Annotated in this window: 33 protein-coding genes; 11 read left to right on the top strand and 22 right to left on the bottom strand. The window is 68.3% G+C overall.

Annotated features, from left to right (window positions below; genetic code table 11):
• The first annotated feature begins 1 nt into the window (after position 1).
• From I0C86_RS41620 to I0C86_RS41610, 3 genes are read left to right on the top strand one after another with little or no spacing between them, the layout of a single operon-like run.
• Entirely contained in the window at positions 2 to 616 is a 615-nt protein-coding gene (locus tag I0C86_RS41620) for a 3'-5' exonuclease family protein (protein ID WP_196206802.1), read from the top strand.
• A complete protein-coding gene (locus tag I0C86_RS41615) occupies positions 616 to 891 on the top strand; it encodes a hypothetical protein (protein ID WP_196206801.1) in 276 nt (91 codons plus the stop codon). The genes I0C86_RS41620 and I0C86_RS41615 overlap by 1 nt, the downstream gene beginning before the upstream one ends.
• A complete protein-coding gene (locus I0C86_RS41610) occupies positions 891 to 1,751 on the top strand; it encodes an SPFH domain-containing protein (RefSeq protein ID WP_196206800.1) in 861 nt (286 codons plus the stop codon). Before I0C86_RS41615 ends, I0C86_RS41610 begins: the two co-directional genes overlap by 1 nt.
• Positions 1,752 to 1,833: 82 nt before the next feature.
• On the opposite strand, the gene I0C86_RS41605 is transcribed toward I0C86_RS41610, so the two are convergent.
• Complete coding sequence (locus tag I0C86_RS41605) at positions 1,834 to 2,157, bottom strand: hypothetical protein (protein WP_196206799.1); 324 nt, start codon at positions 2,155 to 2,157, stop codon at positions 1,834 to 1,836.
• Positions 2,158 to 2,172: 15 nt separating this feature from the next.
• Between I0C86_RS41605 and dnaB the strand changes: the two genes are divergently transcribed.
• The 8 genes from dnaB (at position 2,173) to I0C86_RS41570 (ending at position 8,705) form a co-directional block, all read left to right on the top strand.
• A complete protein-coding gene (gene dnaB, locus I0C86_RS41600; protein WP_196206798.1) occupies positions 2,173 to 3,543 on the top strand; it encodes a replicative DNA helicase in 1,371 nt (456 codons plus the stop codon).
• The gene (locus tag I0C86_RS41595; RefSeq protein WP_196206797.1) at positions 3,543 to 4,496 is read left to right on the top strand and encodes a hypothetical protein; all 954 of its coding nucleotides are present in this window, start codon (positions 3,543 to 3,545) and stop codon (positions 4,494 to 4,496) included. Before dnaB ends, I0C86_RS41595 begins: the two co-directional genes overlap by 1 nt.
• 151 nt (positions 4,497 to 4,647) lie before the next feature.
• On the top strand, positions 4,648 to 4,914 hold the full coding sequence (locus I0C86_RS45775; protein ID WP_456319985.1) for an FDXHR family putative zinc-binding protein: 267 nt from the start codon (positions 4,648 to 4,650) through the stop codon (positions 4,912 to 4,914).
• On the top strand, positions 4,904 to 5,716 hold the full coding sequence (locus tag I0C86_RS41590; protein ID WP_196206796.1) for a hypothetical protein: 813 nt from the start codon (positions 4,904 to 4,906) through the stop codon (positions 5,714 to 5,716). The genes I0C86_RS45775 and I0C86_RS41590 overlap by 11 nt, the downstream gene beginning before the upstream one ends.
• Positions 5,713 to 6,165 carry a hypothetical protein gene (locus I0C86_RS41585; protein ID WP_196206795.1) on the top strand — a complete coding sequence of 151 codons (453 nt, stop codon included), beginning with the start codon at positions 5,713 to 5,715 and terminating at the stop codon, positions 6,163 to 6,165. Before I0C86_RS41590 ends, I0C86_RS41585 begins: the two co-directional genes overlap by 4 nt.
• Positions 6,162 to 7,208: a hypothetical protein gene (locus I0C86_RS41580; RefSeq protein WP_196206794.1), complete on the top strand. Its 1,047-nt coding sequence runs from the start codon at positions 6,162 to 6,164 to the stop codon at positions 7,206 to 7,208. Before I0C86_RS41585 ends, I0C86_RS41580 begins: the two co-directional genes overlap by 4 nt.
• Positions 7,196 to 7,642 carry a hypothetical protein gene (locus I0C86_RS41575; protein ID WP_196206793.1) on the top strand — a complete coding sequence of 149 codons (447 nt, stop codon included), beginning with the start codon at positions 7,196 to 7,198 and terminating at the stop codon, positions 7,640 to 7,642. The genes I0C86_RS41580 and I0C86_RS41575 overlap by 13 nt, the downstream gene beginning before the upstream one ends.
• Before the next feature lie 109 nt (positions 7,643 to 7,751).
• The gene (locus tag I0C86_RS41570; RefSeq protein ID WP_196206792.1) at positions 7,752 to 8,705 is read left to right on the top strand and encodes a hypothetical protein; all 954 of its coding nucleotides are present in this window, start codon (positions 7,752 to 7,754) and stop codon (positions 8,703 to 8,705) included.
• A 77-nt stretch (positions 8,706 to 8,782) separates the two neighbouring features.
• Here the strand turns inward: I0C86_RS41570 and I0C86_RS41565 are convergent, their stop codons facing one another.
• The 21 genes from I0C86_RS41565 to I0C86_RS41465 all read right to left on the bottom strand — a co-directional run bounded on the left by I0C86_RS41565 (position 8,783) and on the right by I0C86_RS41465 (position 25,412).
• Positions 8,783 to 9,142 (bottom strand): hypothetical protein, encoded by a 360-nt coding sequence (locus I0C86_RS41565; protein WP_196206791.1) that lies wholly within the window; start codon positions 9,140 to 9,142, stop codon positions 8,783 to 8,785.
• 16 nt (positions 9,143 to 9,158) lie between these two features.
• Positions 9,159 to 9,599 (bottom strand): hypothetical protein, encoded by a 441-nt coding sequence (locus I0C86_RS41560; protein ID WP_196206790.1) that lies wholly within the window; start codon positions 9,597 to 9,599, stop codon positions 9,159 to 9,161.
• A 102-nt stretch (positions 9,600 to 9,701) separates the two neighbouring features.
• Positions 9,702 to 9,998 carry a hypothetical protein gene (locus I0C86_RS41555; protein ID WP_196206789.1) on the bottom strand — a complete coding sequence of 99 codons (297 nt, stop codon included), beginning with the start codon at positions 9,996 to 9,998 and terminating at the stop codon, positions 9,702 to 9,704.
• A gap of 28 nt (positions 9,999 to 10,026) precedes the next feature.
• Positions 10,027 to 10,914, bottom strand: a complete 888-nt coding sequence (locus I0C86_RS41550; RefSeq protein WP_196206788.1) for a peptidoglycan recognition protein family protein — start codon at positions 10,912 to 10,914, stop codon at positions 10,027 to 10,029.
• Between the two features lie 11 nt (positions 10,915 to 10,925).
• The gene (locus I0C86_RS41545) at positions 10,926 to 11,216 is read right to left on the bottom strand and encodes a hypothetical protein (RefSeq protein WP_196206787.1); all 291 of its coding nucleotides are present in this window, start codon (positions 11,214 to 11,216) and stop codon (positions 10,926 to 10,928) included.
• Positions 11,217 to 11,237: 21 nt separating this feature from the next.
• Complete coding sequence (locus I0C86_RS41540; RefSeq protein ID WP_196206786.1) at positions 11,238 to 11,909, bottom strand: hypothetical protein; 672 nt, start codon at positions 11,907 to 11,909, stop codon at positions 11,238 to 11,240.
• A gap of 12 nt (positions 11,910 to 11,921) precedes the next feature.
• Complete coding sequence (locus I0C86_RS41535; protein ID WP_196206785.1) at positions 11,922 to 12,851, bottom strand: hypothetical protein; 930 nt, start codon at positions 12,849 to 12,851, stop codon at positions 11,922 to 11,924.
• A 10-nt stretch (positions 12,852 to 12,861) separates the two neighbouring features.
• Positions 12,862 to 14,013: a siphovirus ReqiPepy6 Gp37-like family protein gene (locus tag I0C86_RS41530; RefSeq protein WP_323374162.1), complete on the bottom strand. Its 1,152-nt coding sequence runs from the start codon at positions 14,011 to 14,013 to the stop codon at positions 12,862 to 12,864.
• Between the two features lie 13 nt (positions 14,014 to 14,026).
• Positions 14,027 to 14,959 carry a phage tail family protein gene (locus I0C86_RS41525; protein WP_196206783.1) on the bottom strand — a complete coding sequence of 311 codons (933 nt, stop codon included), beginning with the start codon at positions 14,957 to 14,959 and terminating at the stop codon, positions 14,027 to 14,029.
• 26 nt (positions 14,960 to 14,985) lie between these two features.
• Positions 14,986 to 19,713 (bottom strand): hypothetical protein, encoded by a 4,728-nt coding sequence (locus tag I0C86_RS41520; protein WP_196206782.1) that lies wholly within the window; start codon positions 19,711 to 19,713, stop codon positions 14,986 to 14,988.
• Positions 19,714 to 19,743: 30 nt separating this feature from the next.
• Positions 19,744 to 20,046 (bottom strand): hypothetical protein, encoded by a 303-nt coding sequence (locus tag I0C86_RS41515; protein ID WP_196206781.1) that lies wholly within the window; start codon positions 20,044 to 20,046, stop codon positions 19,744 to 19,746.
• 149 nt (positions 20,047 to 20,195) lie between these two features.
• Entirely contained in the window at positions 20,196 to 20,507 is a 312-nt protein-coding gene (locus I0C86_RS41510) for a hypothetical protein (protein ID WP_196206780.1), read from the bottom strand.
• A 24-nt stretch (positions 20,508 to 20,531) separates the two neighbouring features.
• On the bottom strand, positions 20,532 to 20,723 hold the full coding sequence (locus I0C86_RS41505; RefSeq protein ID WP_196206779.1) for a hypothetical protein: 192 nt from the start codon (positions 20,721 to 20,723) through the stop codon (positions 20,532 to 20,534).
• 92 nt (positions 20,724 to 20,815) lie between these two features.
• The gene (locus tag I0C86_RS41500) at positions 20,816 to 21,478 is read right to left on the bottom strand and encodes a phage tail tube protein (protein WP_196206778.1); all 663 of its coding nucleotides are present in this window, start codon (positions 21,476 to 21,478) and stop codon (positions 20,816 to 20,818) included.
• 70 nt (positions 21,479 to 21,548) lie between these two features.
• Entirely contained in the window at positions 21,549 to 21,944 is a 396-nt protein-coding gene (locus tag I0C86_RS41495) for a hypothetical protein (RefSeq protein WP_196206777.1), read from the bottom strand.
• Positions 21,941 to 22,309 carry a hypothetical protein gene (locus I0C86_RS41490; RefSeq protein WP_196206776.1) on the bottom strand — a complete coding sequence of 123 codons (369 nt, stop codon included), beginning with the start codon at positions 22,307 to 22,309 and terminating at the stop codon, positions 21,941 to 21,943. The genes I0C86_RS41495 and I0C86_RS41490 overlap by 4 nt, the downstream gene beginning before the upstream one ends.
• 12 nt (positions 22,310 to 22,321) lie before the next feature.
• The gene (locus tag I0C86_RS41485) at positions 22,322 to 22,636 is read right to left on the bottom strand and encodes a hypothetical protein (RefSeq protein ID WP_196206775.1); all 315 of its coding nucleotides are present in this window, start codon (positions 22,634 to 22,636) and stop codon (positions 22,322 to 22,324) included.
• Complete coding sequence (locus I0C86_RS41480; protein WP_196206774.1) at positions 22,620 to 23,042, bottom strand: hypothetical protein; 423 nt, start codon at positions 23,040 to 23,042, stop codon at positions 22,620 to 22,622. The genes I0C86_RS41485 and I0C86_RS41480 overlap by 17 nt, the downstream gene beginning before the upstream one ends.
• Before the next feature lie 64 nt (positions 23,043 to 23,106).
• A complete protein-coding gene (locus I0C86_RS41475) occupies positions 23,107 to 23,616 on the bottom strand; it encodes a hypothetical protein (protein WP_230395622.1) in 510 nt (169 codons plus the stop codon).
• A gap of 10 nt (positions 23,617 to 23,626) precedes the next feature.
• Positions 23,627 to 24,673, bottom strand: coding sequence for a major capsid protein (locus I0C86_RS41470; RefSeq protein WP_196206773.1), 1,047 nt, complete (start codon positions 24,671 to 24,673; stop codon positions 23,627 to 23,629).
• Between the two features lie 13 nt (positions 24,674 to 24,686).
• On the bottom strand, positions 24,687 to 25,412 hold the full coding sequence (locus I0C86_RS41465; protein ID WP_196206772.1) for a hypothetical protein: 726 nt from the start codon (positions 25,410 to 25,412) through the stop codon (positions 24,687 to 24,689).
• Positions 25,413 to 25,478 lie beyond the last annotated feature (66 nt).

Raw genomic sequence — 25,478 nt, 5'->3', positions numbered from 1 at the left:
CATGGGCCCGATCGGCTTCCTCGACACGGAGACCACTTCCCTGGAGCTACCGGGCCTCCCGGAGCACGACGCCGAATTCGACTGTCGGGCATGGGAGGTGGCTCTGCTGCTGCCCCGCCACGACGGCGTCGTACGGCGGCAGTGGCTGATTCACCAGTACGACCTGAACCTGGACCGGGCCGACCCGGAAGCCCTGCGCATTGGGCGGTTCCATGAACGGCACCCTGCCGGCGAGCGGTACCAGCCGCCGGCCGGCCCGGCGCCGGTGCTGTACCGCGAGGGGCAGGTCTGGCGGGCCGTGGCCGAGGAAACCGCCGGCCGGACCGTGATGTGGGGGTCCAACGTCGGATTCGACATGGTGCGGATCCAGTACCGGATGTCCCTGTGGGGCATCAAGCCGACCTGGCACTACCACCCGATGGACGTGCCGAGCATGGTTCTGGGTTGGCTGGTGGCCAAGGGTCTACCGCTGCCCGAACAGATCAAGTCGGACACCTTGTCGCTGGCGGTCGGGGTCGACCCGGCCGACTTCGACCGGCACACCGCGCTCGGCGACTGCGAGTGGATGTGGGCCGTGTACCAGGCGATCGGCAGCCCGTGCGGGGAGACGTCCTGATGGCCGCCGTCGTCTTCCTCGTCTGCGTCCTGTGTGTCGCCACGGGGTGCTTCGTTGGCTACATGACCGGCCGTACCGCCGAGGTGCGCGCCCATATGCGCCGCTACGGAATCACGCCGAAGTCGTCCCGGCTGCTCACTTCCGCAGCCAAGATCCTCAATCGTCTCGTCACCGTCACCGACCTGGACGGCGATCTCGCCGCCGACCTTCTCTCCCCCGGCAGCCGTCGTCAGGTCGACACGTGGCTGGCGGAATACCGCAAGGAGATCAGCTGATGCCTGCCCTGTTTGTCGCCGCCCTCGTCCTGTTCGCCCTCGCCGTCGTGGCGGCGCTCGCGGCGGCCGTCTCTCGCGACCACCGTGCCGGAGCCGCCGGTGGCGCCGTCGTCGCCGCCTTCCTCGGCATGCTGTTCACCGTCTCCGCGTCCGCAAACACGGTGCCGACCAGGAATGTCGGGATCGTCACGGCGTTCAACAAGCCCACCGGTGAGGTCACCGGGGCTGGCCTGAAGTGGGTGGCCCCATGGAAGAAAGTCGAGGACTGGGACGCGTCCCGGCAGACCTTCGACCACAAGAGCCAGAAGACCTGCGTCCAGGTGCGGATCGTCGGCCTCCAGGGCGCCTGCGTGGAGGTGCAGATCGAGTACCAGACGCACTCCGCGAAAGCTCCGGAGCAGTGGGCGTCGTACAAGCGCGACTTCGGCCTGTTCATGAACCGGCGCGTCGAGCCGAACCTGACGGGCGCGTTGAACGACATCTTCGCCGCCCACGACCCACTCTCCAACGTCGACGCCACCACCGGCGTGGTGAAACCCGTCGACACGGCGGCTCTGGTCGAGCCACTGAAGGCCAACATCGCCAACCGAACCGGCGAGGACATCCAGATCCTCGGTGTCGTCTTCGGCTTCGTGCACTACGCGGAGAAGACCCAGCAGCAGATCGAGGCGTTCCAGCAGAAGGTGCTGGAGGCCAAGAACCTGGAGCAGGACCGCAAGAACGCGGAGCTACAGAGGCAGGTATCGGCCAAGAACGCCCAGGTCAACCCGACCGTGAGGTGCCTGGAAATCGCTGCGCAGCACGGCAAGGAACCCGGCTTCTGCCTCGGCGGCGGCAACCCGGTCCAGACCCAGAAGTAGCGCCACGTAGCTCCTCCGCGACCGCCGGAGGCCCGCCAACAGTAAGGAGAACGTGCGTGAACCGCCCGACTCACGGAAGGGCTCACCGCCGCCCGGTCGAACGCAATCGCCAGGGCGGACCGGCCACCAGCCGACCGTTCGATCCGGCCGGGACGCTCGATGACCCGACCGACCTGACCGCAAGTTCCGACCCGACGCCCGTGTCCGACGACCGGTCGAGCTCGTCGTCCGGCAGCTCGTCCTCGTTCGACTCCGGCTCGTCGTACGGCAGCAGTTCCCCGGGCTCGTCGTACGACAGCGGGTCCAGCTCCTCGGGATGCGGCAGCAGCGACTGACCTGACCGCACCAACCGGCGCGGCCCGCGCGCCAACCGGCGGGCCGCGCCAACCCATTTCCAGAATGACATCGAAGGTGGTGAATCGTGACGCTCGCCCCGGAACGCCCGAGTCGACCCGCCCAGGAGGAGGGGTCGAGCAGAACGCCACCCCAGGACGTCGCCGCGGAGCAGTGCGTGCTCGGCGGGATGCTCCTGTCGAAGGACGCCATCGCCGACGTCGTCGAGATCCTGAAGTCGACCGACTTCTACATGCCGATTCACGGGACCATCTTCGAGGCCATCCTCGACCTGTACGGCACGGGTGAGCCGGCCGACGCAATCACCGTCGCGGCCAAACTCAGCAATGAGGGCGATCTCGGTCGGATCGGCGGCGCGCCGTACCTGCACACCTGCATCACCACCGTCCCGACCGCCGCGAACGCTGGCTACTACGCCCGGATCGTCGGCGAGCAGGCCGTGCTTCGCCGGCTCGTCGTGGCCGGCACCAAGATTGTTCAGCTGGGGCACGGCGCGGTCGGCACTGGCGACGCGGACGACGCGGTCGACAAGGCCCAGCAGCTCGTCTACGACGTCACGGAGCGGCGGGTCAGCGAGGACTTCATGGTCCTCGCCGACATGCTGCAGCCGACGCTCGACGAGATCGAGGCGGTCGGCGCGAACGGCGGCGTGATGACCGGTATCCCGACCGGGTTCGCCGACCTGGACCGGCTACTGAATGGTCTCCATCCTGGACAGTTGATCGTCGTGGCAGGAAGACCTGGGTTAGGCAAGAGCACGGCGGCCACAAATTTTGTCGCAAATGCGGCAATCCGGCACAACCTTGCCGGCGCGATCTTCTCGCTGGAGATGAGCAAGATCGAAATCACGATGCGCCTGCTCTCGGCGGAGGCGCGGGTGCCGCTCCAGGTAATTCGTAGCGGCAAGTTGTCCGACGACGACTGGACCAAGCTGGCCCGCCGGATGGGCGAGATCAGCGAGGCGCCGCTGTTCGTCGACGACACCCCCAACATGAACCTGATGGAGATCCGAGCGAAGGCCCGGCGGCTCAAGCAGCGACACGACCTCAAGATGATCGTCGTCGACTACCTACAGCTGATGACCGGCTCGAAGCGGGTGGAGAGCCGCCAGCAGGAGGTCGCGGAGCTGTCCCGGGGGCTCAAGCTGCTCGCGAAGGAGGTCGAGTGCCCGGTGATCGCGGTCAGCCAGCTGAATCGCGGCCCGGAACAGCGCCAGGATAAGCGACCGCAGCTATCCGATATTCGTGAGTCGGGAGCCGTTGAGCAGGATGCGGACGTCGTCATCTTTGTTCACCGCGACGACTACTACGACCCGGAATCACCGCGCGCCGGCGAGGCGGACTTCATTGTTGCCAAGCACCGTAATGGCCCGACGGACACCGTCACGGTGGCCGCCCAGTTGCACCTGTCGCGCTTCGTAGATATGGCGATTGTGTAGTGACCCGGGTCGAAGCGTCCCGTGACGCCCGCAATTACGTGCGGATATCGAATGATATCTGGCACAACAAGAAGCTGAAGAGGATCAAGAGCCACGCGGCGCGATGGGCCTACGTTGTCTCCATCGCGTACTGCGGCAGCACGATGAGCGATGGCCACTTCCCGGTCGATGTCGTCGTCGCGGTTGCCGAGGTCCCGCAGAGTGTCGTAGCAGCGCTCGTAAAGCAGAAGTTATGGCACTTGCCGGAGCACGAGTGTGGCCAGTGCGAGCAGCCAGAGTCGGGCGACGCCGTCGTGCACGACTACCTGAAGCACCAAAGGTCCCGCGAGGACGTTCAAGATCTGACCGCCAAACGACGTGCCGCCGGAGCCGCCGGAGCCGCCGCACGCTGGGGAAATGCGTCAGAGAACGCGCAGCCCGGCATGGCAAGTGTCAAAGCAGGCCGCAATGGCACCGCAATGCCTAGAAAGAAAAGAAAGAAAGAAGAACCCCCTCCTCCCTCCCCCACGTCGGACGCCGCCGGCATCCCGGTCGGGGAGGAGGAGGACTCGGGAGCGAAGATCCTGGACGACGCCGTCGTCGAGGTGTTGAAAGATCGCCCCGACTGGGATGCCGAGGAGTTGCGCCAGGCCCTGGCCGACCCGAAGGTGCGACGTCGTCCGCCGGACGTCGTCGCACAGGTCCTGCTCAAGCTCGCCGCCGACCCAGGCACTGAACGCCCGGGTCGGATCCGGGCGAAACACCCGTACTGGCAGCAGGTGGAGCGCGAGATCGGCCGCCGGTCGGCTCGACGCGACGCGACGCTGCCGGGCAAGCCGCATCCGTGGCCGTCGCCGACGGCCGTGGAATGCAACGGGTGCACCCTTCCCCGCCAGCACGCCATTCACGACGTGCGCCCGCCGGGCGCCAACCCCCCGATACGTAGCGCCGCTACCTGTAGGGACACACCATGACCGCCTCAGCTGCCCCCAGACTGTCCGGGCTACCCGGGACACCCCTCGCCAGCCCCGCCGGGGCCGGCAGCGGACCGCCCAGGGCCGTCAAACGACCACCGCCGCGAAACGACGACCCCCGCGATGGCAGGGCAGCGAGACGCCTGCCGCCATCGAGCGCCTATCCGCCTCCTGCGGCGGGTGCGACGCCCGGTGGACCGGCGTCGACGCCGCGCACTGCGTTGTCGGCTGCCACCGCACGTATGCCGACGTCGACTCGTACGAGGCCCACCTTCGGGGCGGAGTCTGCCTCGACCCGAAGGATGCCCGCCTCATTTCAATCAGCGACGGTGAATGTGAAAAGTGGCTGGGACCCGCCGTTGAATTCCAAGCCTGGGTTACATCCATCAATACAAGTAAGGATAGAAGTGAGCGCTGAACCGACCTACGAAATCGTCGACATCACACCCGAATTGGCCGCCGACTGGCTCGACCGGTACAACACCCACAACCGCAATCTGCGGCGGCGGGTAGTGGCCGCATACGCCCGGGACATGGAGGCCAACAACTGGCAGCAGACCGGCGAAAGCATCAAGCGCGCCGTCGACGGCACGATCCTCGACGGACAGCATCGCCTGGCCGCCATCGCCGAGGCGAACGTCACGGTGCGGATGCTTGTCGTCGGCAACCTGCCCATGCGGGCGCAGGAGGCTGTCGACGGTGGCCCCAAGCGCAGCTTCAGCGATACCCTGAGGTTGCGCGGCGAGAAGCAATACGTCTTGCTGGCCTCGCTCGTTCGCCGGGCCTGGTTCTGGAACTCTGGCCTGCGAAAGTCGACCGGTAACTACTCGCCGAGCATCCCCGAGCTGCTGGTCGTTCTCGAACAGCATCCCGAGCTCCGACACAGCACCGAGGTCGTCGCCCGCATCAAGAACTCGGTACCGATCCCGGGGTCGATCCTCGGGCTCTGCCACTGGCTGACCTACCGGATCGACCCCGACGACGCCGAGTTCTTCTTCGCCCGACTTGCCGACGGAGTCAACCTGGAAGCCGGCCACCCGGTCTACGTACTGCGAAAGGCTGCCATCGAGGGTCACACCAGCAAGTCGCGTCTTACCGAGGTCGTCGCCGCCGCCTACGTGATCAAGGCGTGGAACGCCTACCGCGACGGCAGGACGATGGGGCTGCTGCGGTACCGCCCCGGCGGCGCCAACCCGGAGACGTTCCCGGAGCCACGATGAGAAGAACCTTCGCCGAAGTTTGGGACAAACTCGCGCGCACAGACCTCAATACGTGCCCCTGCGGCGTTCGCATTCCAACCTGGCTCACACATTGCAACAACGAATGCCAAGAAGCGGACGCCGAAGCCCGTTCCGAGAGCCGTGAACCCGGCTCGCTGACGCAGGTCCTCCACTACCCGCCGACACTCTCGTTCGAAAACCGGGGGCGGCGCGACGGGGCAATCCCGGACCGGACTGTCAACGGCGAGCAGCTATGGCTGCACTGGGAGGTGCACCGCCGCAACGGCTGGAACACCTGGCACCTGCGCCTGTCCGCCAACGCCCGGCGCGTAAGTCCGGTCGGCTACGACTTGCCCGAGGGTGAGGAAGAGCATCGGGCGGCCGAGGTGTGGTGCCGACTGGAGGACAGGCTCCTGGCCGACCTTCGCGAAGCCGGAGTCGTCAGGTGACCGGCGACCCGCTGGCCGCGATCGACGCCGCCATCGAGAGTCGCTGCGGCCACTGCGATGAGGCCATCTCGCCAACCAGCCCGTCCGCGTACTTCTGCGGGAGCAACTGCCAGAAGTCGTGGCTGCGGAGGCGTGCGACCGGCGCCGCGTCGGTCGAGAATTCCGAGGACCCGATAGACCTGTCGCCGACCAGCCGAATGCGCTGGGCACCGAACATGGTCACCCGGGAGCCGGACGACGACCCCGACCTCGTTCCGGCGGTAAACCCACCTGCTTTCCTCCTCTACTGCGGAGACAGGTTCACGTCGACCCTCTACCGTCGGCGCGCGACGCCGCGTTGGCACCTGCGGCTCGACGACGACTACCGGTTCGTTGGGCGGGACCTGGCCGACGAAGGCGCCGCGCAGCTCGTCGACGACGTGTGGCGGTCGCTGGAGCGCGAGTTGACCAGTGCGCGCCGGGTAAGCCGGGGTCCCATCCCGCCGTGCCAATGTCCCCGTTGCCGACCGGAGCAGTCAGCATCGGACATCGCCGCCCTCGGGAACTCGTACGAGACCCTGGCTCGTCGCGCTCGCCTCGGGTTTGGCGACCCGCGCGTTTTCCGCAGGTCGCTGATGGCCTCGGAGCGATGGCCGGACTACAGGTGGTGCCCCCACTGCCTGCAACGTTCGCGGGCCGTTCGGGCCGAACCCTCGTATCACTCCTTCTGGGACTCGCCCCGCCTGATGCGAGTAAGGGATTTCGATTCCGGGCCTGCCTGCGGGGAGTGTGGGCACCGCCTACCGCCGATCGAGATGCGTGTCGCCGAGGAAGACCCGTCCGGAACCATCTGTCAGCTCCGCACAGAGGGGCAAGAGGTAACCGTCATGGTGCCCCCGAACCACCTCGACGAGCGCTCGGTGCACGACGTCTTCGACTGGTTGGATTCGCTGCTCGCGCACCGTCTCGCCGGGAGGCCGGACGGCACGGAGCTGTGGCGACGCCCCCCGTGGCGCGGCCAGCCGTCGCGCCGCCGTTCAGACGGTCGGCGATGGGTAGTCTGACCGCCCGGGACGCGTTGACGTCCGACTGGACATTCTTCGTCGCGACCGGCGCTTACTTTGGGTGCGTCGCGGCCTACAGCGCGGCGCCTCGCTGGTCGACGGCGGAGCGGGCGTACCTCGCAGGAGTGGCGGCCGTGCCGGCGCTCCTGGCTGCTCGCGCCGCCGCGCTCGGGAAACCCGACGACTACGCCATGGCGGTCTGCTGGCTTGCCTTGACGCGGGCGTGGGCAGCCGAGCTGGCCGACGCGATCGCCCCGACCCTGTACCGGGAGCGTGGCGGTCGCCGCGTGGGCGAACTGGCACTGGCCGCCCTGGGGTGGGTTGTCGCGGCGTGGCCCCGGCACCTGGAGTGGATTGTCGGCCCGCGGCTGCCGGAAGAATCACCGCAGGACCCGCCGGGTCAGCAGGTGCGAAGACCGCCTGGCGGGGCATGATAGCGGCGACGGCCGAACCGCCATCCGGCCGTCGCCAACGACCCGCAACGAAGCTGTTGGTGATCTCCGCCCACCCTACCGCCCACCTGCGCGGACGGAGATCCACCAGATGTCTGACCTCACCTGCGTCCTGTGTCCGGTCCTGCGGCCGAACGCCGACGCGCGGTACGCCGATCGGCCGCCGGCCGACGACGGCTGCCGGTACGGATTCGACCGTCTCCTGGCCACCCTTCCCGACCTTCACCACCGCCTCGCCATGCCGGAGCCGGCCGGGTACGACAACCGCTGGTATGCGGTCCTCGATCAGCAGGGCCGGATGACCGGCGACCGGCGGCGGAGGGACCCGCTCGCCGCGTTCGGCGGCGCCGGACCGGTGCCGGGCCGGCGAGATTCGACACCGGTCAGTGGCAGCCGGGACCGGTCGGCTCCCGGGAATCTCGACGCCGTCGACCTGGTCGCGCCGGCGCGGCAGGCGGCCGTTCGGGACACTCTCGTGCCGGCGGTTGTCCTGCGACCGGTGACGGTGACGGTGCGGAACACCGTCGTCGAGTGCGCCGGCCCGGTGGTCCGGGAGACGCAGGAGCACCGGTGGCAGCGCCAACAGCTGGTGGACGAGGCCGGCCAGCCGGTGCTCGTGGCCGCCGGCGACCAGGTGGGTTACGTGTCGGTGGCGACGATCGTGGACTCGTGGGTGCAGAACGTGCGTCTGCGGCTGTGGCCGAGTTCGCCGTCGCCGGACCCATTGGTGACGCACCTGGTGGCGTGGCTGCGCGACCGCCTGGAGGTGATCGTCGACCTGTTCGAGCCGATCGCGGACATGGCGCGCGAGTTGCGTGACGTCCAGGGTGGGTTGCGCCGCGCGCTCGGCGAGGGCGAGCCCCGCCCGGTGATCATGTGGCACGTGCCGTGCCGGAAGTGCGATGCGGTGTCGCAGATCGTGTTGCACCCGGACGGGTACCGGGAGTGTGCCGGGCAGTACGGCTGCGGGCTGCTGTACTCCGAGCAGGAGTGGAAGGACCACCTGGCGAGCGATCAGGTGCGCCGGTTGACCGGCCGCCCGTAGACGCGAAAAAACCGCCGCCACCCCGGGCGGGGGTGGCGGCGGCGAGGTGACACTTGGGGGTGTTCCTGAGTGGAAGGCTACACCGGCGGAGGCGTGGGCCGGTCGGCGACGAGGGAGCGCTGGGCGGCGTCGGTGGCACCGGTCGGCCGGTACAGCCCGAAGTGGACCGCGACCGCGATGGCCAGGTTGACGGCGGTCGTGTAGACGACCGGGATCCATTCGAACGTGGCGGCCGTGTTCGCCGCCTGCAGCCACGCCTCCAGGATCACCTTGACGGCCGCCAGGGTGAGCAGGAGGACCGCTTTCGTGCCGGCCGAGGTGGAGCGGCGGGTGATGAGGCCGACGAGGATCGGCAGCAGAATCGTGATCGCGAGGCTCAGCAGGCCGCCCGCGTCGGCCCGGAAGCCGTAGACGGGCAGCGCGGGAAGATCGGACATGTCCCCTCCGGGGTGGTCAGCAGGATTCGGACGGCGGTGGCGGAACCGGGTTCAGACGGCGGCGTTCCTCGATGTCGGCCCTGGTGGTGTTCGCCTCGGTCCGGATCCGCGCCGTCTCGGCACGCACCAGCAGGAGTCGGTCGAACGACTTCTGCACCTCGGCCTGCGAACCACCGCGCGCCATCGCCTGCAACGTCTCGTCCAGGGCGTCCTCGTTGCGGACGGCCGCCTGCCGGTCAAGCTCGGCCAGGGCGCGGTCCTCGGCGGCGGCGTCGGCGCGGGCGGCCGTCGACTTGGCCGACGCGTCGGCGTACGAGGCGAGGCAGGAACTGACTCGGGCGTACCCGAACACCAGTGCGCCGATCATGATCGCGTAGACGAGCATGCCGGCGGTGATGATGCGGACGGTGGTGGGCGTACCGAGAGCGGACCATGCCCTATGTGCCACTGTCGCCACCTGACCTCCCTCTCCGGTCCCAGGCTCGCCGGGCGAGCATGCCGGCGAGCACGTAGATGGCGGCAGAGGCCGCGGTGAGCAGTAGGTAGTGCCAGACCGGATTCACGGCGCCGCCTCCGGCTCGGGCGGCGGGTTCGGCGCGATCACCGGCGGGCCCGCCTCGGGCGGCGCCGGCGGCCCGGACGCGCCCGAGGCGGCACGCTGCCAGGGTGTGTACAACGCGCTGTACGGGGCCAGCGGGATGCCCCAGAACCAAAACGGGGGCAAACTATCCAAAACCTTCGCCCCCGAGGTGAACAGCTGAGTCACGGCCGCGCCGGCGTAGACGATCCAGATCAGCAGGGTCAACATCATGATCAGATCGCGGACCTGTTCCGGCCGCGTCCTGGCGGTGGTCACGGCCTGCCGCCTCCGTCCAGGGTTGTACTTAGCTGGCGGCGTCAGCGGTCAGCTTCGCCGCCAGTTCGTCGACCCGGTCGCCGAACGCCGCCTTCAGCGCGGTCGCCACCTCGTCGAGGTCCTTCGAGCCGAGCCCGGCGAGCACGCCGTTGACGATCTGCTCCTCGTCGACCCAGTCCTTGCCGAGCAGGACCTGCTGGTTGGCCAGGATCTGGGCAAGCTTGGCGGGCATTGGCTGCAGCGCCTGTTCCACCGTCGGTCCGGTGCGGCCCATCAGCTGCCGGACAGTCGCCTGCCCGGCCCTGGCCGCGATCTTGTTGATCGTCGCGTCGTCCACGTCTTCCTCCTGGTCATCTCCGGCCAGTACCGCGGCCACATCCCGCCGGAACCGGTTCATGTCGAACGTCGGATCGGTCTTCGTCGACCGTTCGCCGGCCGGCCGCCCGGCCGCCGGCTGGTGTTCCTTGTGGCCGGCAACCCGGCTGACGGGAATCCCGAGCCGCTTGACGAGCGCGGCGACACCACGCACGTACGACTCGTACTGCCGGGCCGGCCACGGTTCGCCGTGGTTGTCGTTGGCGGCCTCGATGCCGAGCAGGTTGCTGTTGCCGTAGCCCTTGTTCGGGCCTGCCCAGCCGGTCTTGTTGTGGTTGCAGCGGCCGGACGCGACGACATGCCAGGCGCCGGTGCGCGAGAGGTACAGCTGCGCGATCGGCGGCGGTGCGGTCGTCGAGCCGTTGATCAGGACGTTGATTTCGCCGGCGTCGGTCGCGTTGCGGGATCCGGCGGTGGCGTGGCAGGTGATGCCGCGGATGGTGCTGAGCGAGTTCGCGCCACGGGTTCGCCATCCGGCGACCTCGTGGACGGTCAGGCCGGCGCCACGCAGGACGTCGGCGAGCCAGGTCAGGCGGGCCATGTTCGACCTCCTCAGAGTTCGGGGGTCGCGATGTACCGGGCGTTGTCGTCCGGGTCGCGGGCGACCGCGTAGCCCGGGCCGTCGACGCGGCCGTACTCGGCGGCGTCGACCCGGGTGGTACCGGTGAAGGTCCGGGTGGTCCCGTTGGGCAGCACCACGGATCCGCGGAACGTCACGTCGACGAGTTCGCCGCCACCGACAGCGACCCGGAAACCGATCGGCTCCTGGCTGCTGTACGCGGGCTTGTCGAAGACGACGCCAATCGGTGGGTCCGGCGGCGACATGTGGGCAACCAGCGGCATGGCTCCTCCTGTCCGCTGCGGTCAGGAGCCGCCGAGCCAGACGTCGGCCCAGTCATCGGTGGACATCACGACGCCGGCGACGCCCTCCGGGTCGGCCGGGCCGACGAACATCCTCGGCTTCGACGTGTCCGCTTTCAGCGGCGCCGGGACGTAGGTGGTGCCGTCCCAGCGCAGCATGTTGCCGAACAGGGCGACGAGTTCGGGCCGCATACCGCTCGGCTCGTCCGAGTCGTAGATCGGAACGCTTCCGTTCGGCCCCGGCTCCAGCACGGCAGGCGTCCCGGCGCCGGTGGCGACGAGCAGCGCACCCTTCTCCGTGTATGCCTCCAGCGGCAGGTAGTCCTCCAGCTGGTCGGGAGAGACGGTGCCGCCGACGACCGGAGTCGTGATCAGCGCGCGGGGGCCCTCGGCGGCCTGCGCCCACATCTGGGTGACGGCGTCGGGGCCCTGGAAGCGGGGGATCTGGCCGAGGGCCCGCTCTCCCGATCCGTCAGCCGAGACGACCGAGGTTGTCGCGACGCCGCCCTCGTCGAGCAGGTCGGTGTACTGGTCGCCGCCGGACTCGGCGTCCCACAGGGTGACCGTGGCGCTGACGACGACGCAGACACGCCCGCTGAGCGCACCGACGGTGACGGTGTCCCCCATCGCCAGGGTGAAGTCCGGAATTCCGCCACCGAACCAGTAACGTGCCAAGGCCGTCCTCCTCTATGCGACAGGCCAGGAAAAGGTGGCCATGATGGCGCTGCGGTTGGCGTTGATACCGGTCGGACCCGAGTTGATGACCACGGCGCCGGCGGTCGAGATCGTGAAAGCGACCACCTGGTTACCGGAGGGCACCACGCCGTTGGTCTGGATCAGGAACGGCGGCCGGTAGCCCGCCGGGACGGTCGCCACCTGCACGTTCGTGTTCGCCGGGATGATCGCCGCCGTGCGCCGCACCGTCAGCTCGCACAGCACCCAGCCGTTGCGGCGCTTGATGTGGTTGTTGCTGGCGGTGAAACCGGAAGCGAGCGACATCGTCGACTCGCCGGTCTCCTCCGCGTACACCAGCCACGAACTGCCCGACGAGATCAGACCCCGGGCGGTGTCGGTCTGCCACACCCGGCGGCCAACCTCGTGCGGCGGCATCGTCGTGGACGTGCAGCGGATCTGGCCGTCGACCCCGACGGTCCAGGCGACCGGTGTCACCGTCGAGGCCGCGAGCGTTGTCGCGTTGTGGGCGACCGTGACCTCCGCCAGCGGCAGGTCGTACACACCGGTGTCGCCGGTGTTGTACGTACCGTTCGGCGCGCCGGCGCCCGGGGTGCCCTGCACGTACGCCTCCTGGATCCGCCACGTCGAGCGGGTCAGGCGGAGCACGATCAGGTCGACGCGGGTGGTGCCGGACGTGTTCGCCGGCAACTCGATCGGAATGTCGGAGGAGCCGGACTCGTAGGCGAACCCGCGCAGCAGGGCCCGCTTGTCGGCCCGGACCTTCACCGTGCGGGTGCCGGACCCGTCGGCGAACACGGCCGCCGGATCGCCGGGGTGCCCGATGACACCGTCGACGGCCTGCGGGCCGACCAGCCGCTCGTACAGCAGCTCGGTAACCTCGCCGCCGTTGTAGTCGGGCCTCGGATAGGAGTTGCTGGCCACCGGTCTCCTTTCACGCGCTCGTCGGCGCGGTGATGCGTTCGAGGTGGCCGAGGCGGCGGTCGAGGGCCCGCATCCGCTGCACCCACTGCGGATCGTTCGACGCCTCCTGGGAGCCGACCATGGCCGAGACGAGCTCCCCGGCGGTCGCCCACGCCTGCAGATGCACGAGGCGGACAAGGTCGGAGACCTCTTCGCCGGGGCCGACCTGGATCGAGACCCGGGCGCCGAGGTCGTAGTCGTCGGGGTACCGCTGCGTGTCGGTGTCCCACGCCGACGACTGCAGGCGGACCGTTTCCGCCTCCTCCACCAGGGCTTCGTCGCCGGCCTGTTCGAGCTCGCCGATCGCGTCGTCGCCGGAGCGGGCGACGAGCTTTTCGGTCCGCCCCCAGACGGTTTCGCCGATCGTGTTGGTGCGGGAGGTGACGAACCGGGCGGTCCCCTCGCCCTGGCCGCCGACGAGGACCGTCGTCGCGGTCGGCGCCGACCGTTCGTAGGCGAGGTGGCGAAGGTTGCCGAGGCCGAACCCGAACCGGACCTCGCCCGACAGGTCCTGCGGCTGGTAGGTCTGGAACTCGATCGTGTTGCCGACCTGGCGGGTGCGGAAGCCGAGGCCGCCGCCGTTGGACGCGACCCGGCGCAGCACCTCGACCAGCGGCTCCAGCCGGGTCGTCATCGTGATCGTGTTGCCGATGCCTTGCAGGTCGCCGAGGGTCAGCGCCGGCACCCGGCGCGCCGCGAGGGCACCCGGGCCGGCGTTGAGGTTGACGAGGTTGTGCAGGATCTGCTCGGCGTTGACGGAGGTCGCTGTCCAGTCGTCCACCAGCCAGTCGTCGGGTTCCTGCGCTGGGTTCGGAAAGGTGATCCGGGCGGCGACCCACGCCAGGTCGTCGGCGAAGTCGACGGTCAACGTGCCGATTCCGGAGTTCTCGCCGTCGTCGGACTGCTCCACCGTCGTCTGCTCGATCGGGCCGGCGAGGAAGATCCGCCGGTCGCGGATGACGACAACCCGGTGGCTGGCCTGGATCTGTTCCCGGATCCACGGATAGGCGGGCACGGTCAGGACACCGGACCCGACGGCGTTGAACCGGGCGGTGCAGTCGACGGACATCCAACAGACGATGGGGTCGCCGACGACGGCGAGGTTCGCGTCGGTGACTAGCACGGTGATCGCCACGTCAGGCCGTCTCGTACCGGCGGTAGAACGCCAGCTCGATCACGGACCCCTCGCCGGCGCCCTCCATCAGCAGGCCGACGTCGTTGGCGCCGGGCACCAGCGGCCACAGCACCGCGTCGGGCCAGTCGAGCGCCCCGGACAGGTTCTCGCCCGCCGGGCCCCGGATCGTCGGCCGGACCGAGCCGGTGTCGACGGTGATGGTTTCGCCGGCGTCGAGATTGAACGTGATCGTCCAGCTCGCGTCGAGGGTGTTGCTGGTCGCGGTGACGGCCGTGGTCGGGCCGGTGATCGTCCACACCGGCCAGGTGTCGACATCGCCGGAGTTCGTGATCGTCGTCTGGCCGAGGACCTGGCTTGACGACACCGTGATGTACGGGTCCAGGTACGGCGTCGCGGTCTCACTGCCGTACGCCCGGGTGACCCGCTCGACGACGGTGTCCCGCCAGTAGCCATCCGGGCAGAAGAGCGTCAGCACCGGGTTCGCGTGCCAGGCGTTCTCCCCGCCCTCGCCACCGAACCCGTCCTCGTAGTACCCCTCGATCGATCTTGCCTGGCCGGTCGGGCGGCGCACCGTCAGCACCCCGGGCCGCCGGAACCGGGACGTCTGCGTGAACGCCCGCATCAGGTTCCGGTACCTGGCCAGGAACTGCGTGTGTGTGGCCCCGTAGACGTTCAGCGGCCACGTGATCCGGCGCGGCTCCGTACGGATGTGCCGCACCTCGACACCGCCGCGCGCCAGCGGATCGGTGACAATGGTGATCGGCGCCGCCCCCCAGCCGGCGATACCGGGCGTGGTGAGCCAGCCGAACTGCTCGTGCGGGCCCATCAGCTCCCAGGCGGTGCCGTCGGGGGCAACCCAGTTGGCCCGGACAACGTCGATCTGCGGCGCCGGAGGTGGCGGGGGCGGGGGGATGACACCAATAGACAGAGGCATCGCTCACCCCCGCCCGCCGCTGTGCGCTACCCCGGTCGTCCAACCCGGGCCTGCGCGTTCTGCCGGTCCTCGATCGCACGCAACCGTCCGAGATCGAGAGTGGCCTGCTGGAAGTGGAAGACGTTCTGCCGCGGCTCGGCGTGCGCGTTGCGCGCCAGCGCCGCCATCATGTTCCACTGACTCGGGCTCAGCACCGCCTCGGGCCGTCCGGTGTTGTTGACCACCGTGGACACGCCGGTCGGCAACATGCCGCCGGAGTCGTACGCCCAGTGGACGTGCGGTGACGACCCAGCCACACCCTTGTACGGACCGTGCGCCCGCAACAGGCTGTCGCTGAACCGGTGGTAGCGGCCGTTCTGGATGTTGCGCGACGGGTCGCCGCCCCAGATCAACTCCTTCGTGACCTTGAAGAAGTTGTCGTGGATCCAGCTGAAAACGTCCCGCCGTGGCGGAACGTCGACAGCCCGGTTCACCGAGTGCCACGACCGGTTGCCCGACGAGGTGACGGCGCCCGGTCGGTACCCGCTGTAGAGAGACAGGCCCGGGAACTGGGCCCGCAGGAGCCGCATCATCTGCGCGGAGCCGATCCCGCCGCCGGACACCGGTCCGCCGTCCTCGCCGGAGAACAGGTTCTTCACCTTGTCGATCGCGGCTTCGGCGATCGAGCGCGGAACCCCGAGGGCAGCCCGGCCGAAGTCGGAGTCGGCGAAGTCGCCAGGAACCAGCTTGATCAGCTTGTCGGTCAGTTTCCGTAGCGTTCCCGCCGGATCGGACAGGAAGTCGGTGACGCCCTCCCAGACATCTCCGGCCTTCTTCTTCAACCGGTTGAACAGGTCACCGATACCGTCGCCGATCGGCCCGCCGTCACGGAACGCCGGGAGCGTCCCGTCGAGGACCGCCTGCCGCAGCTGATGCACCCGCTGGTGACCGCCGGCCGCCCGGACCTCCCTCGCCGTCCACATGTGCTCGCCGCGGGAGGCCCGGATGATGTTGTCGTCGGAGGTTCCGGTGCCCCAGCCGCCGATCGCGCCACCCCGGGCGAAGCCCTTCAGGTCGATGTGGACGTTGTCGGGCTTCACCTTGAACGCTTTCGCGATCGTGTTGTAGCCCTTCAGTAGGCCATTGTTCAAAATCGTTTCCACAATGAAGCGGATCGGCGTTTTCGACAGTTCGACCAATTCCGACCACGCCTTGCCTACCGCGCTTACGCCCGACCTGACGGCCGGCAGAATGTGCGAGAACCAGATTCCGGCGAACGCCATGAAGACCGGCCGAACAAGATCCCAAATTGGCTTGATGTAGATCTTGTAGAGCCCCGCCCACACCAGGCCGGCTATCTTTACCCAGATCTGGAAAAGCCCGAAGGCGACCTGGATCACGGAGAACCCGATTTTGAACGCCAGGGAAATCCCGTCCCAGATCGGGTCGATGATGTTGTGGTAGAGCCACGAGAACAACGGGGCGACCCGTTCTTCGATCAGCCATCCGATGCCATCCAGGGCCGGACGGATCCGGTTTTCGTACACCCAGGACACCACCGAGCCGATGGCGTCGAACACGGTCGTCACCGCGGTACGTACCGGCTCGACGGTGTTCCAGAGGACAAGCAGGGCGGCCACGAGGGCGCCGATGCCGGCGATGACCAGGGCGGCCGTGCTTGCTGTCGCGATGGCCGTGGCGGCAGCGAACAGGCCGATCGCGGCGGCCACACCGGCGATGGTGGCGATCAGGATCGTCAGCACGTCGACCGGGATCTTGTTGATCCACTCGAAGAGCTTCGTCAGCACCTCGATAACGATCACGCCGATAGGCGCCGCCGCGGCGACGAACCGACCAAGCAGGACCGCGGCCCGCCCCAAGAATTCGATGACCCGCGGACCATTCTCACGCACGTATTCCAGGAACTTCTGGAATCCGGTATTGGTGTCCAGGGTTTTTGACCACTCGGCGAACCGCTTCGTCATTTCGACCAGGCCACCGCCGACGGGTTCGTTGAATGGGGTGAACGCCATGAACAGGTTGATCATCGCGGTCGCCAGATTCGAGCCGATTTCCCACAGCGTGAACAGCATCGGAATGGTCTCTTTGCCGACGTAGCCCCAGAACCTCTGCCACGACTCGTCATTCGTGAGCAGGTCGGCCGTCTTCTCGAACAACAGGCCAGTGGCCGTTGCCACCTTGCCGACCCACTTGCTGAAGCCCGGCAGATACGGCAGCACCGTTTCGATAGCCCGCTGCACGCCGGGCAGCAGCCCTTCCTGGGCCGCCGCCCGAAGCTCCTGAATCGGCTTCTTGAGCGAGTACAGGAAGGCTACGAAGGTCCGGCCGGCCGGCGAAAGCGCCTCCATCCGCTCCTTCAGCGTGTCCAGGGTTTCCAGGCCAGCGAGGTTCTGGCTGCTTGTCGCCTGCTGCAGCTGGCGTTGAGCCGACGCCAGGGTCTGCTGGGCCTGGGCCACGGCGAAGACCGCCTGCCGCTGCTGGTCGGCCTGGGCTATCACCGCTTCGGCGAGGCGGCGCTGGGCGTCCTGGACACCCTGGACGGCGTCGCGCTCGCGGCGTTTCGCGGCCACGACCCGGTCCGATCCCTCAATCCCGTTCTTGTTCGCGGTGCGTTGCTCGGCGGTCAGCCGCTGGTGCTGGACCGCCAACTCCCGTACCCGCAGGGAGATTTCGTCGTAGGCGATCCGGGCGGCTTCCTTCTGCTCCTCTGTCGCCCGTGGGTTCGCCAGGATCCGGTCAAGATCGCGTTTCGCCTCGGCCTGGTCGAGCGCCGCCTGCCGCTGCGCGATCGACGTACCTTCAAGATCAAAGGCGAGATCCTGGTTGGCGCGCCGCTCCTCTTCCCGCGCTCTGATCAAGTCCAATGTGGCCTGGCGGGCCTGCTCCTGCGCCCGTGCGATGCCCCGCTCCGCGTCCTCGACCGCCTGGGCGGCCCGCCGGAAAGCCGACGCGTTGCTGGCACGGGTGTTCGCCAGCCCCCGCTCCGCCGAACGGACCGCGTCAGTCGCGCTCGCCACCTGTCCGGCCGAACGAGCCAAGCTGGCCTGCGACTTGTCGAGATCCTTCGCGTGGGCGTCCATCGCCTTGAGGGCATCGCCGATACCGGAGAAGCCGAGGATGAGGACACCGATACCGGCCGCCGCCGCGACCGCGGCCGTGCCGATGGTCCCGATCGCGCCCGCCGCTGCCGCCGCCGCCGGAACGATCGCCGTACCGAGCGACGACGACGTCACGATCAGGGCGCCCAGGCGGTGCAGCGTCACCTCGGCGTTCGCAGCGACACCGGCCAACGCCGAGGTCGCCGAGCGGCCGTCGGCGAAAACGTCGATGCGGACGTTGCGACCGTCGAGATCCTTGGCGAGGCGTTCGACACGAACCAGCTCGTTGTAAGCCCCGACAGCCGCGGCCCGAACCTCGATCGTCGGACTCGTCGCCGCCAGCTCGCGAAGCTGTTCCTTCAACACCGCGATCTGGGCCAGCGCCTCCCGCGCCGACAGGTCGACGCCGACACGGGCGCCGCTCAGAGTCTCGATCTGCCTCCGCAGGTCGAGAAGAGCCCGGGCCGCCGGCTCCGTGTTCGCATCGACGTCCAGGTCAGGAATCTGCCGGTAGGCGTCGGTGAACACCTTCCGGATCCGGCCAGCCAAGGTGGAGTTGAAGGCATCCTCGGTTGCCTTGGCGGACCGTGCCGCGAGGCGCTCCGCCTCGCGGGCGGCGTCCTGGTTGATTTTGTCGAAGAATTTGACGACGGCGACCGCCGTCTGCTGCTGCCGGTCAAAAGCCGCCTTGGCCGCCCGCTCGCGCTCCTTCGTCGCGTCGGCCGCCGCCCTGGCAACCGCCCGCTCGTAGTCCTCGTAGATCTTCTGAGCTTCGCGGGCGGCCTTGGTCGCTCCGGCGATCCGCAGTTTCTCCTCGCGCTGAAGTTGCAGCTCGATTGCCCGCTGCCGCTCCCGTTCAAGGTCGAGTACGGCCTTGTTGGCGCCCCGCTGCCAGTCGTCGTAGACCTTTCGTGCCGCCTCGGCGGTCTTCCTCGCGGCGGCAACCCGCAGTTCCTTCTCGCGCTCGGCCTGAATCCGGACGGATTCCTCCGACCGCGTCTCGATGGCTCGGAATAGGCCGTCGATGGTACGGAGCCCGGTCTCGGCATCGACGCGGATCTGACGAGGCGCCTCCGCGTCCTTCGACAGCTTGGCCAGCTCGGACCGAAGCTCCTTAAGTCGGGCCAGCCCTTCCTCGGAGATCAAGAAATCGGGACTACCGTTGACCAGCTCCAAGATCTGGTTCCGTACCGCGCGCAGCTGCTCGGTCCCCGGCCCGATGTCGACACCCTGCTGAAATGTCGGCATATCCCGAAACACTCGCTCAGCTGCCTGACGCACCCGCAGGGCGTAGGCGCCACTGATGGTGTGAGCGAGGTTGTTCTCCCAGGTCCGCCAAGCTCGTTCGCCGTCGTTCAGGGCATCGTCAAGCCCTCCCCGGACGCCGTCGACGATGCCCTTCGCCACCCCGTTGGCGACCCCTTTCGCCACCCCGTCGCCGACGTCCTTGCCAACTCGGGCGCCGCCGCGCTTCGCGGCCTGGCCCGCCCTCTGGGTCGCCCTGTCCAGGCCGTCGCTGACGCCCTCGTTCAGGCCGTCGGAGACCTTGGCGTTGAGGTCCTTGCCGATCTTCTCGGCGAGGTTGCGTAGCTGTTGCTCGATGCCTTCGAAGGCGACGTTGACGTGGATGACGGCGGTGCCGACGTCGTAGGCCACAACCCGCTCCCTCCTGGAAAGAGGCGGGCGCTACTGGTCGGACGCCTTGTGTGGCAGGAGGACGTTGACGAGCCGGTTGTGTGTCGCCCGGCGACGTCGGGCCCGGGCGCGGTCCAGCGCCGTCGTCGGCCTCGGTGCCGGCTGCATCCGCTTCGGCTTCGCGCCGGCGGACGCCACGACCGCCCGAATCAGGTCACCGACGCGGTCGAGGAGATCGGTCAGCCGCTCGACCTCCGGCGACCACTCCGCCATCGGAACCGTCGGTCGCCGCTCGGCCTGGGGCAGGCGGAGAACCTGCTCGGCCCATTCGTCGTCGTCGGTCAACGCCTGCATGTACGCGGAGTTGCGCGGCAGGTGGTCGACGAGGTTGAGAATCCGCCGGAACCGCCGCTGGCCCCACTCGTCGACCAGGTCGACCTGACGGTCCGCCAGGTCGGCTTCGATCGCGTCCCCGAAGCGGTCAATTAACTCGGAGGCGCGGTCTATTCCCCCGGTTCCATCGAATAGTGGTCCCCGTAGGCGGAGAAGAGGTCCTGCATCAGCTCGCCGTTGACCTCGGGAAAGGAGACGAAACGCTCGTAGTCCTCCGGGGTCAGGAGCAAGCGGATCGTCTCGTCGATGTCGCCCTTGCCGAGCTTGCGAAGCTGGAGGTAGTGCAACCGGTTCGGATCCTGGAACGTGACCGACTGGCCTTCGTAGCCAGGGGACTCGCTCTCGTATTCGAACGGATCGCGCTGCCGCTTGTCGCGTAGCTTCGATTCCCGCTCCAGGCGGGACGCGGTGAAACGTGCCATGGGTGGGGCTTTCCTTTCTGGGGATTAAGAGCTGCTGCCGCCGGTCGACTTGGTCGGCGGGGTGGACTTGGTGGCCTTCGGCTTCTTTCGCCACCCGTCGGCGATCAGGTTGACCTCCTGCGACGGGGTGTCGGGGGTCCGTTCCTGCTGCTCGCCGGTGACGGGGTGCTCGCGAAAGTAGGTCTCGAACTCGAACTTCTGGGGCTTCTGCGGCATGCGACTCTCCTTGACGAAATGGCGTTTTAGGGAATGGGAAACCGGGGTGGCGAGCCCCACCCATAGGGCGCCACCCCGGTCGAATTGCGCGACTACGTCGCCTGTTCGATTCCCATGTCCTCAAGCAGCGCCAGCCAACCGGGCCCGCCGAAGATCCACTTATGACTATACCCGAGGGTGCTGTCGCGAAATCCGGTGAAGGTAAGGGACACCTGTACCGGGTCGTCCCCGTCGGAGGTGTAGACCGTCTCGCCGAATTCGGTGATACGTGCATTCGGCATATACCGGGCCATGTAGATCTCTCCGTCAGAGCTTTCGTCGACGAAAAGGCCCAGGACGTGGTAGTAGCGCGGGTTCGGCAGGTCCGGCTTCGCGATGGCGAACTCACCCGTGACCGCCGCGGCCTCCAGAGCAGACGTGTCGACGCCCGTCATTAGGCCAATCGAGAGCATTTTCGTTTCCTGCGCGGTCACCTGCATGGTGACGACGTCGGAGGTGATGTCCTCCCGAGTCGGCTCCGTGCTGCCGAAACTGCGCACCTGGCTCGACTCGGTCTCCCGGCCGTAGGTGACACCGTCGGTCGAGGTGTAACCGAGGTCTTCGTAGCCAGCCGGCAGAGCGACCAAGGTGGCGGCAGACGTGCTGGTGATCGCGCTGATTGCCGTGGCGGAACGAGGCGCGATGAACACCGACCCGTCCCGCGCCCGGCGAATGAGCTGGTTTTTCTTGTCGGCAACGCCCGAATAAGTGGGCATCTGGCGTCCTCTCGTGATCGAGGGCATGCGAAACAGCCCCGACCAGCGGGGCGGACGGGTGGGTGGGGCTTCAGGTCGCCAGGTAGCGGCGGGCGGTGACCCGGTACGTCGCGCTCAGGCGACGAATCCCGGGCGCCCACGGAAGTTCGGCAGCCGCCGATTCGCAGGTGATCCGGTCCAGCACTGCGGCGCCGGAACTCAGCGGAGGGCCGGTCAGGTACTGCCGAATCCGCTCGGCGAGCGGTTCGGCGGCGGCGTACGAGGCCGCGAAGACGTCGACGTCGACGGTCGCGTAGTCGGAGGTGCGGGTACTGGGGCCGCCGGTGCGGATGACCCGCACGAACGGCAGCTTCGACTGCAGGTCACCGGGCGTCTCGATCCCGGTCCGGCCGACGCCGGCGAGCGGTTCGAGCAGCGTCACCAGAACCCGCTGCACGTCCGGAAACCGGCGCAGCGGCGCAGTCACGGCGCCGCCGGGATCTCGAAGTGCTGGAGAGTCCGGGTCAGCACCCTGAAACCGTGGGTGGTGACCACGGTTCCGTCGGGTCTGGTGCGGGCGGTGCCCTTCTCGATCGCCAAGGCGCCGGGGTCGTCGTTGAACACATCGGCGCACGCACGCGGGTTTGGCCTACGAACCGGCCAGTCCCGACGGATGTGCGCGTGGATCCCGAACGAGCCGGCGTAGTCCCCGCTCTCGTGCGGCGAGATGGACACGGCGTGGGCCATCATCTTGGTGGCCATGTCGAACACGGCCGCCCTGCTCTCGGGCCCGGTGGCCGCCTTGCCGATCCCCTTGTTGTTGATCCGGAACCGGACCGTCTTCGTCGCCACGGCCACCCCCGATCAGCCGGTGACGAGGCGGACGACGATCTCCAGGCCGACGGAGTCCCACCGGCGGGGGCGACCCACGACCTCGTAGACGTCGCCCCGGATCCGCAGCTTGTCGGTCGGCTCGATGTCCGCACCGACCGGCGCGTACACGGTGCCGTCGGTGTCGACCTGGGTCGCACCGTTCAACATCTCGGCGGAGGGCCCCGGCGCGAACAGACAACCGGCGATCGGGGTCTCCACACCGCTGCCCGGTACCGGATCGCCGTACTGGTCCCGTAGCGGCGGCCGGATCGCGACCACCGTCTCGGTCTCACCAGCGCCGAACATGACTGCCCCAGCACGGCCCCGGCGGCGCGAGGCCGGCACGGACCCGGATCGTGCTCGCCCGGGCCCGTGGCTTCTCCGCCGGCTTGGCGACCAGGTCCAGTTCGGCCTGGGTAACGGACAGCCAGGCGGTCGACGAGTCCCGTTCCCACTCGCGTCGGAACGGGCCGACGGTTTCCGCTGTCAGGCCCTGCGGGTTCCGCATCACCCGCAGCACCATGTTGATGACCGCGGTGGACGCGTTGACCGGATCGACCTCGCCGGAGATCAGCCGCTCTTGGAGGTCCGGCACCGCGCCACGCAGCATCGCGGACGCCCGGGCCAGAAGGTCGGCCACCTGCGTCTGCTGCTCGGAGGTGAGCGGCCCCGTGAGTTTGGTGATTTCGTTGACGGTGGCGTACGACGTCACGGGCGACTCCTTCCCGAGTCACCCCGGCGGCGGGCGGGGATATCCGCCGCCGGGGTGAGGCTTCTCAGGACCGGTCGAGCGCCCCGGCGTCCTCGCACGCGGCGATGATCTCGTCGCGGCTCGCGCCGTCCGGCACGTCGACGTCGTTCGCCTCGGCAAAACTCGCCCAGGCTTCGATGCCGCTGCCCCGGCCAACCCGGGGCGGCGGCGGGACCGTGCTGCGCCGGGTTGGCGCAGCCGGCTCCTCGTCTCCGGGTTCGGCGGTGTCACTGTCGACGAACTGCGGAACCTCGCCGGCTACCCACGCCTTCGGGTTGGTGATGCGGCGCGCCGCATCCTCCGGCACCGGATCGAAAGGCCCGTAGCGTTCGTTGCCGAGGTGGACGTATCCGGACAGGAGGTGTCCCTCGTATCCAGCGATTGGTGGCCGGGCGGACTTGCCGTCCGGCCCGGCATCGCCGGCTTCCCACGCCTTCGGGTTGGTGATGGTGGCGGCGACCTCTTCGGGCATGTTGTCCTCGGGCTCCCACCACTGCCCGGCGGCGTACTGCCGCCGGGCCAGCTTCCTCGCCATGTCGTCCCCCTTACGCCAGGACGTCGGCGACCATGAGCTTGTTGGGGTCGGTGATGATCGGCATGCCGACCGCGCCGACCTTGGTCCACACCCGCACCGGGTCGCCCTCGCGCAGCACGACACCGATCAACCCGGGCAGCTCCTGGAAAGACAGCTGCGGGTTGCTGACGCCGGCCAGTTCCAACGCCTCGGCGGTGACGCCCCAGGCGGTGAAGCCGAGGCTGTCACGGTCCGACGGCAGGAAGATGAGCTTGTCCTCGGGGATGACCCGGGTGTTCACGCCATCGACCTGGATCTTGGTGTTGTACTGCTGGATCGGCGGCAGGCCGTGCGCCTGGAGCACCTGGTTCACCTGAACCGGGGTGATCAGGTTCGGGCTGGCGTTCAGCGGGGAGCCGACCGTGTTGAACAACTTGCGGAACTCGTCCGCGAGCAGCAGGTTGTTCATCACGGTGTTGCTGGTCAGGATCGACCCCGGAGCCTCACCGTTGATGTCGATGTAGGTGTCGACCCAGGTCTTGATCTCCTGCAACGGGTGCGAGTCGTCGTGGTCGGACCACACCACCGCGGCGTTCACGATGTTGCTGCCCGGCACGCCGAAGTCGGCCTCCAGGAACAGGCCGTTCTCACCCGCCAACGTGAACTTTCCGTCCACCAGCACGTCGCCGCGAGCGACCTCCATGCGGTTCAGGACCGCACGGGTGTTGTTCGCCGCGTCGTCGTAGATGGCGTTGACGTAACCGTCGCGGTTGTCGCCGCCGGTGCGAATCCGCTCCAGCATCAGCCGCTCGTGCTCGCCGATCGGCGTCTTGATGCCGAGCGGAGGGAGCTTCACGCGGCTGCGCTGGAAGGAGTCACGGACGCCGATGGGCGTTTCCGTGTCCCAGCTGCGGAACTGGGCGGCCCGGTTGACCCGGGTCACCTGGTCGATCGCCGCCTCGATGTCCGGGATGAACCGGTCCGGCAGCACCTGGTTCAACAGCAACGCGTACGGGGTTGGAACGTTGCGGACGAAGCCGGTCAGCAGGGCCGGCTCGACATACTCATCGATGATCATCGGTCAGCCCTCCTCACGCCTCGAACCGGAACTTGGCGCCCAGCACGTCGCGGGCGTTGGCGTCCAACCCGTTGCCGGCCGGCAACTTGCTGGTGCGGATCACCCCGCGCCAGTGCAGCGGGGCGCCCAGGTTGCGGGTGCTCCGCACGTGCGTGGAGTTGAAGAGGAAGCCGTCCGGGATCTCCAGGCCGTTGCTGGAACCGGAACCACCCGCAGTGGTGGTGGTGACCCCGACAGCCGGCGACGAGCCGCCGGTCAGCGACGCGCCCGAGGCGGTCATCTGCGGCACGTTGTCGCCGACGTAGCGGCCGGCGAACGCCACCACGTACGGGGTGCCGGGGCCAGGGCCGCCGGACACCGACACGTCGCCGGGGTTGATGTTCGACATGGCCTCCAGGGCGGTCTGCACCGCCGACGCGGTCGCGTTGTACGCGATCGCGCCAGAGGTCTGCCCGTCCCAGGTGAGGGTGAAGGTGCCACCGGTCGGAGTGCCGGTGATGGTGACGGTCTGCGCCTCGGAGGTGCTGCCGGCGTACGGGCCGTACAGGCCGGTGCCAGTCCCAGAGGTGATCTTGGCGATGACGATGCCCGACGGGATGAACCCGTTCGGGTAGTGGACGTTGGCGGTGAACGACGCGAGATGCAGGGTGATGGTGCGTGTGAACTCGGTGCCGTCGCGGCTGCCGAGCCAGTCCCTCTTCTCGACCGTCCACGCCTCAGTCGTCAGGGAAATGTCCACGATGGACTAGCTCCTTGATCGAAAGGGAAAGACGGGAGCCCGGCGCCTGGGATGACCCCTTCGATG

This window comes from Plantactinospora alkalitolerans, from assembly GCF_015690345.1.
Taxonomy (GTDB): domain Bacteria; phylum Actinomycetota; class Actinomycetes; order Mycobacteriales; family Micromonosporaceae; genus Plantactinospora; species Plantactinospora alkalitolerans.
This window is presented reverse-complemented; position numbering and strand designations above follow the sequence as displayed.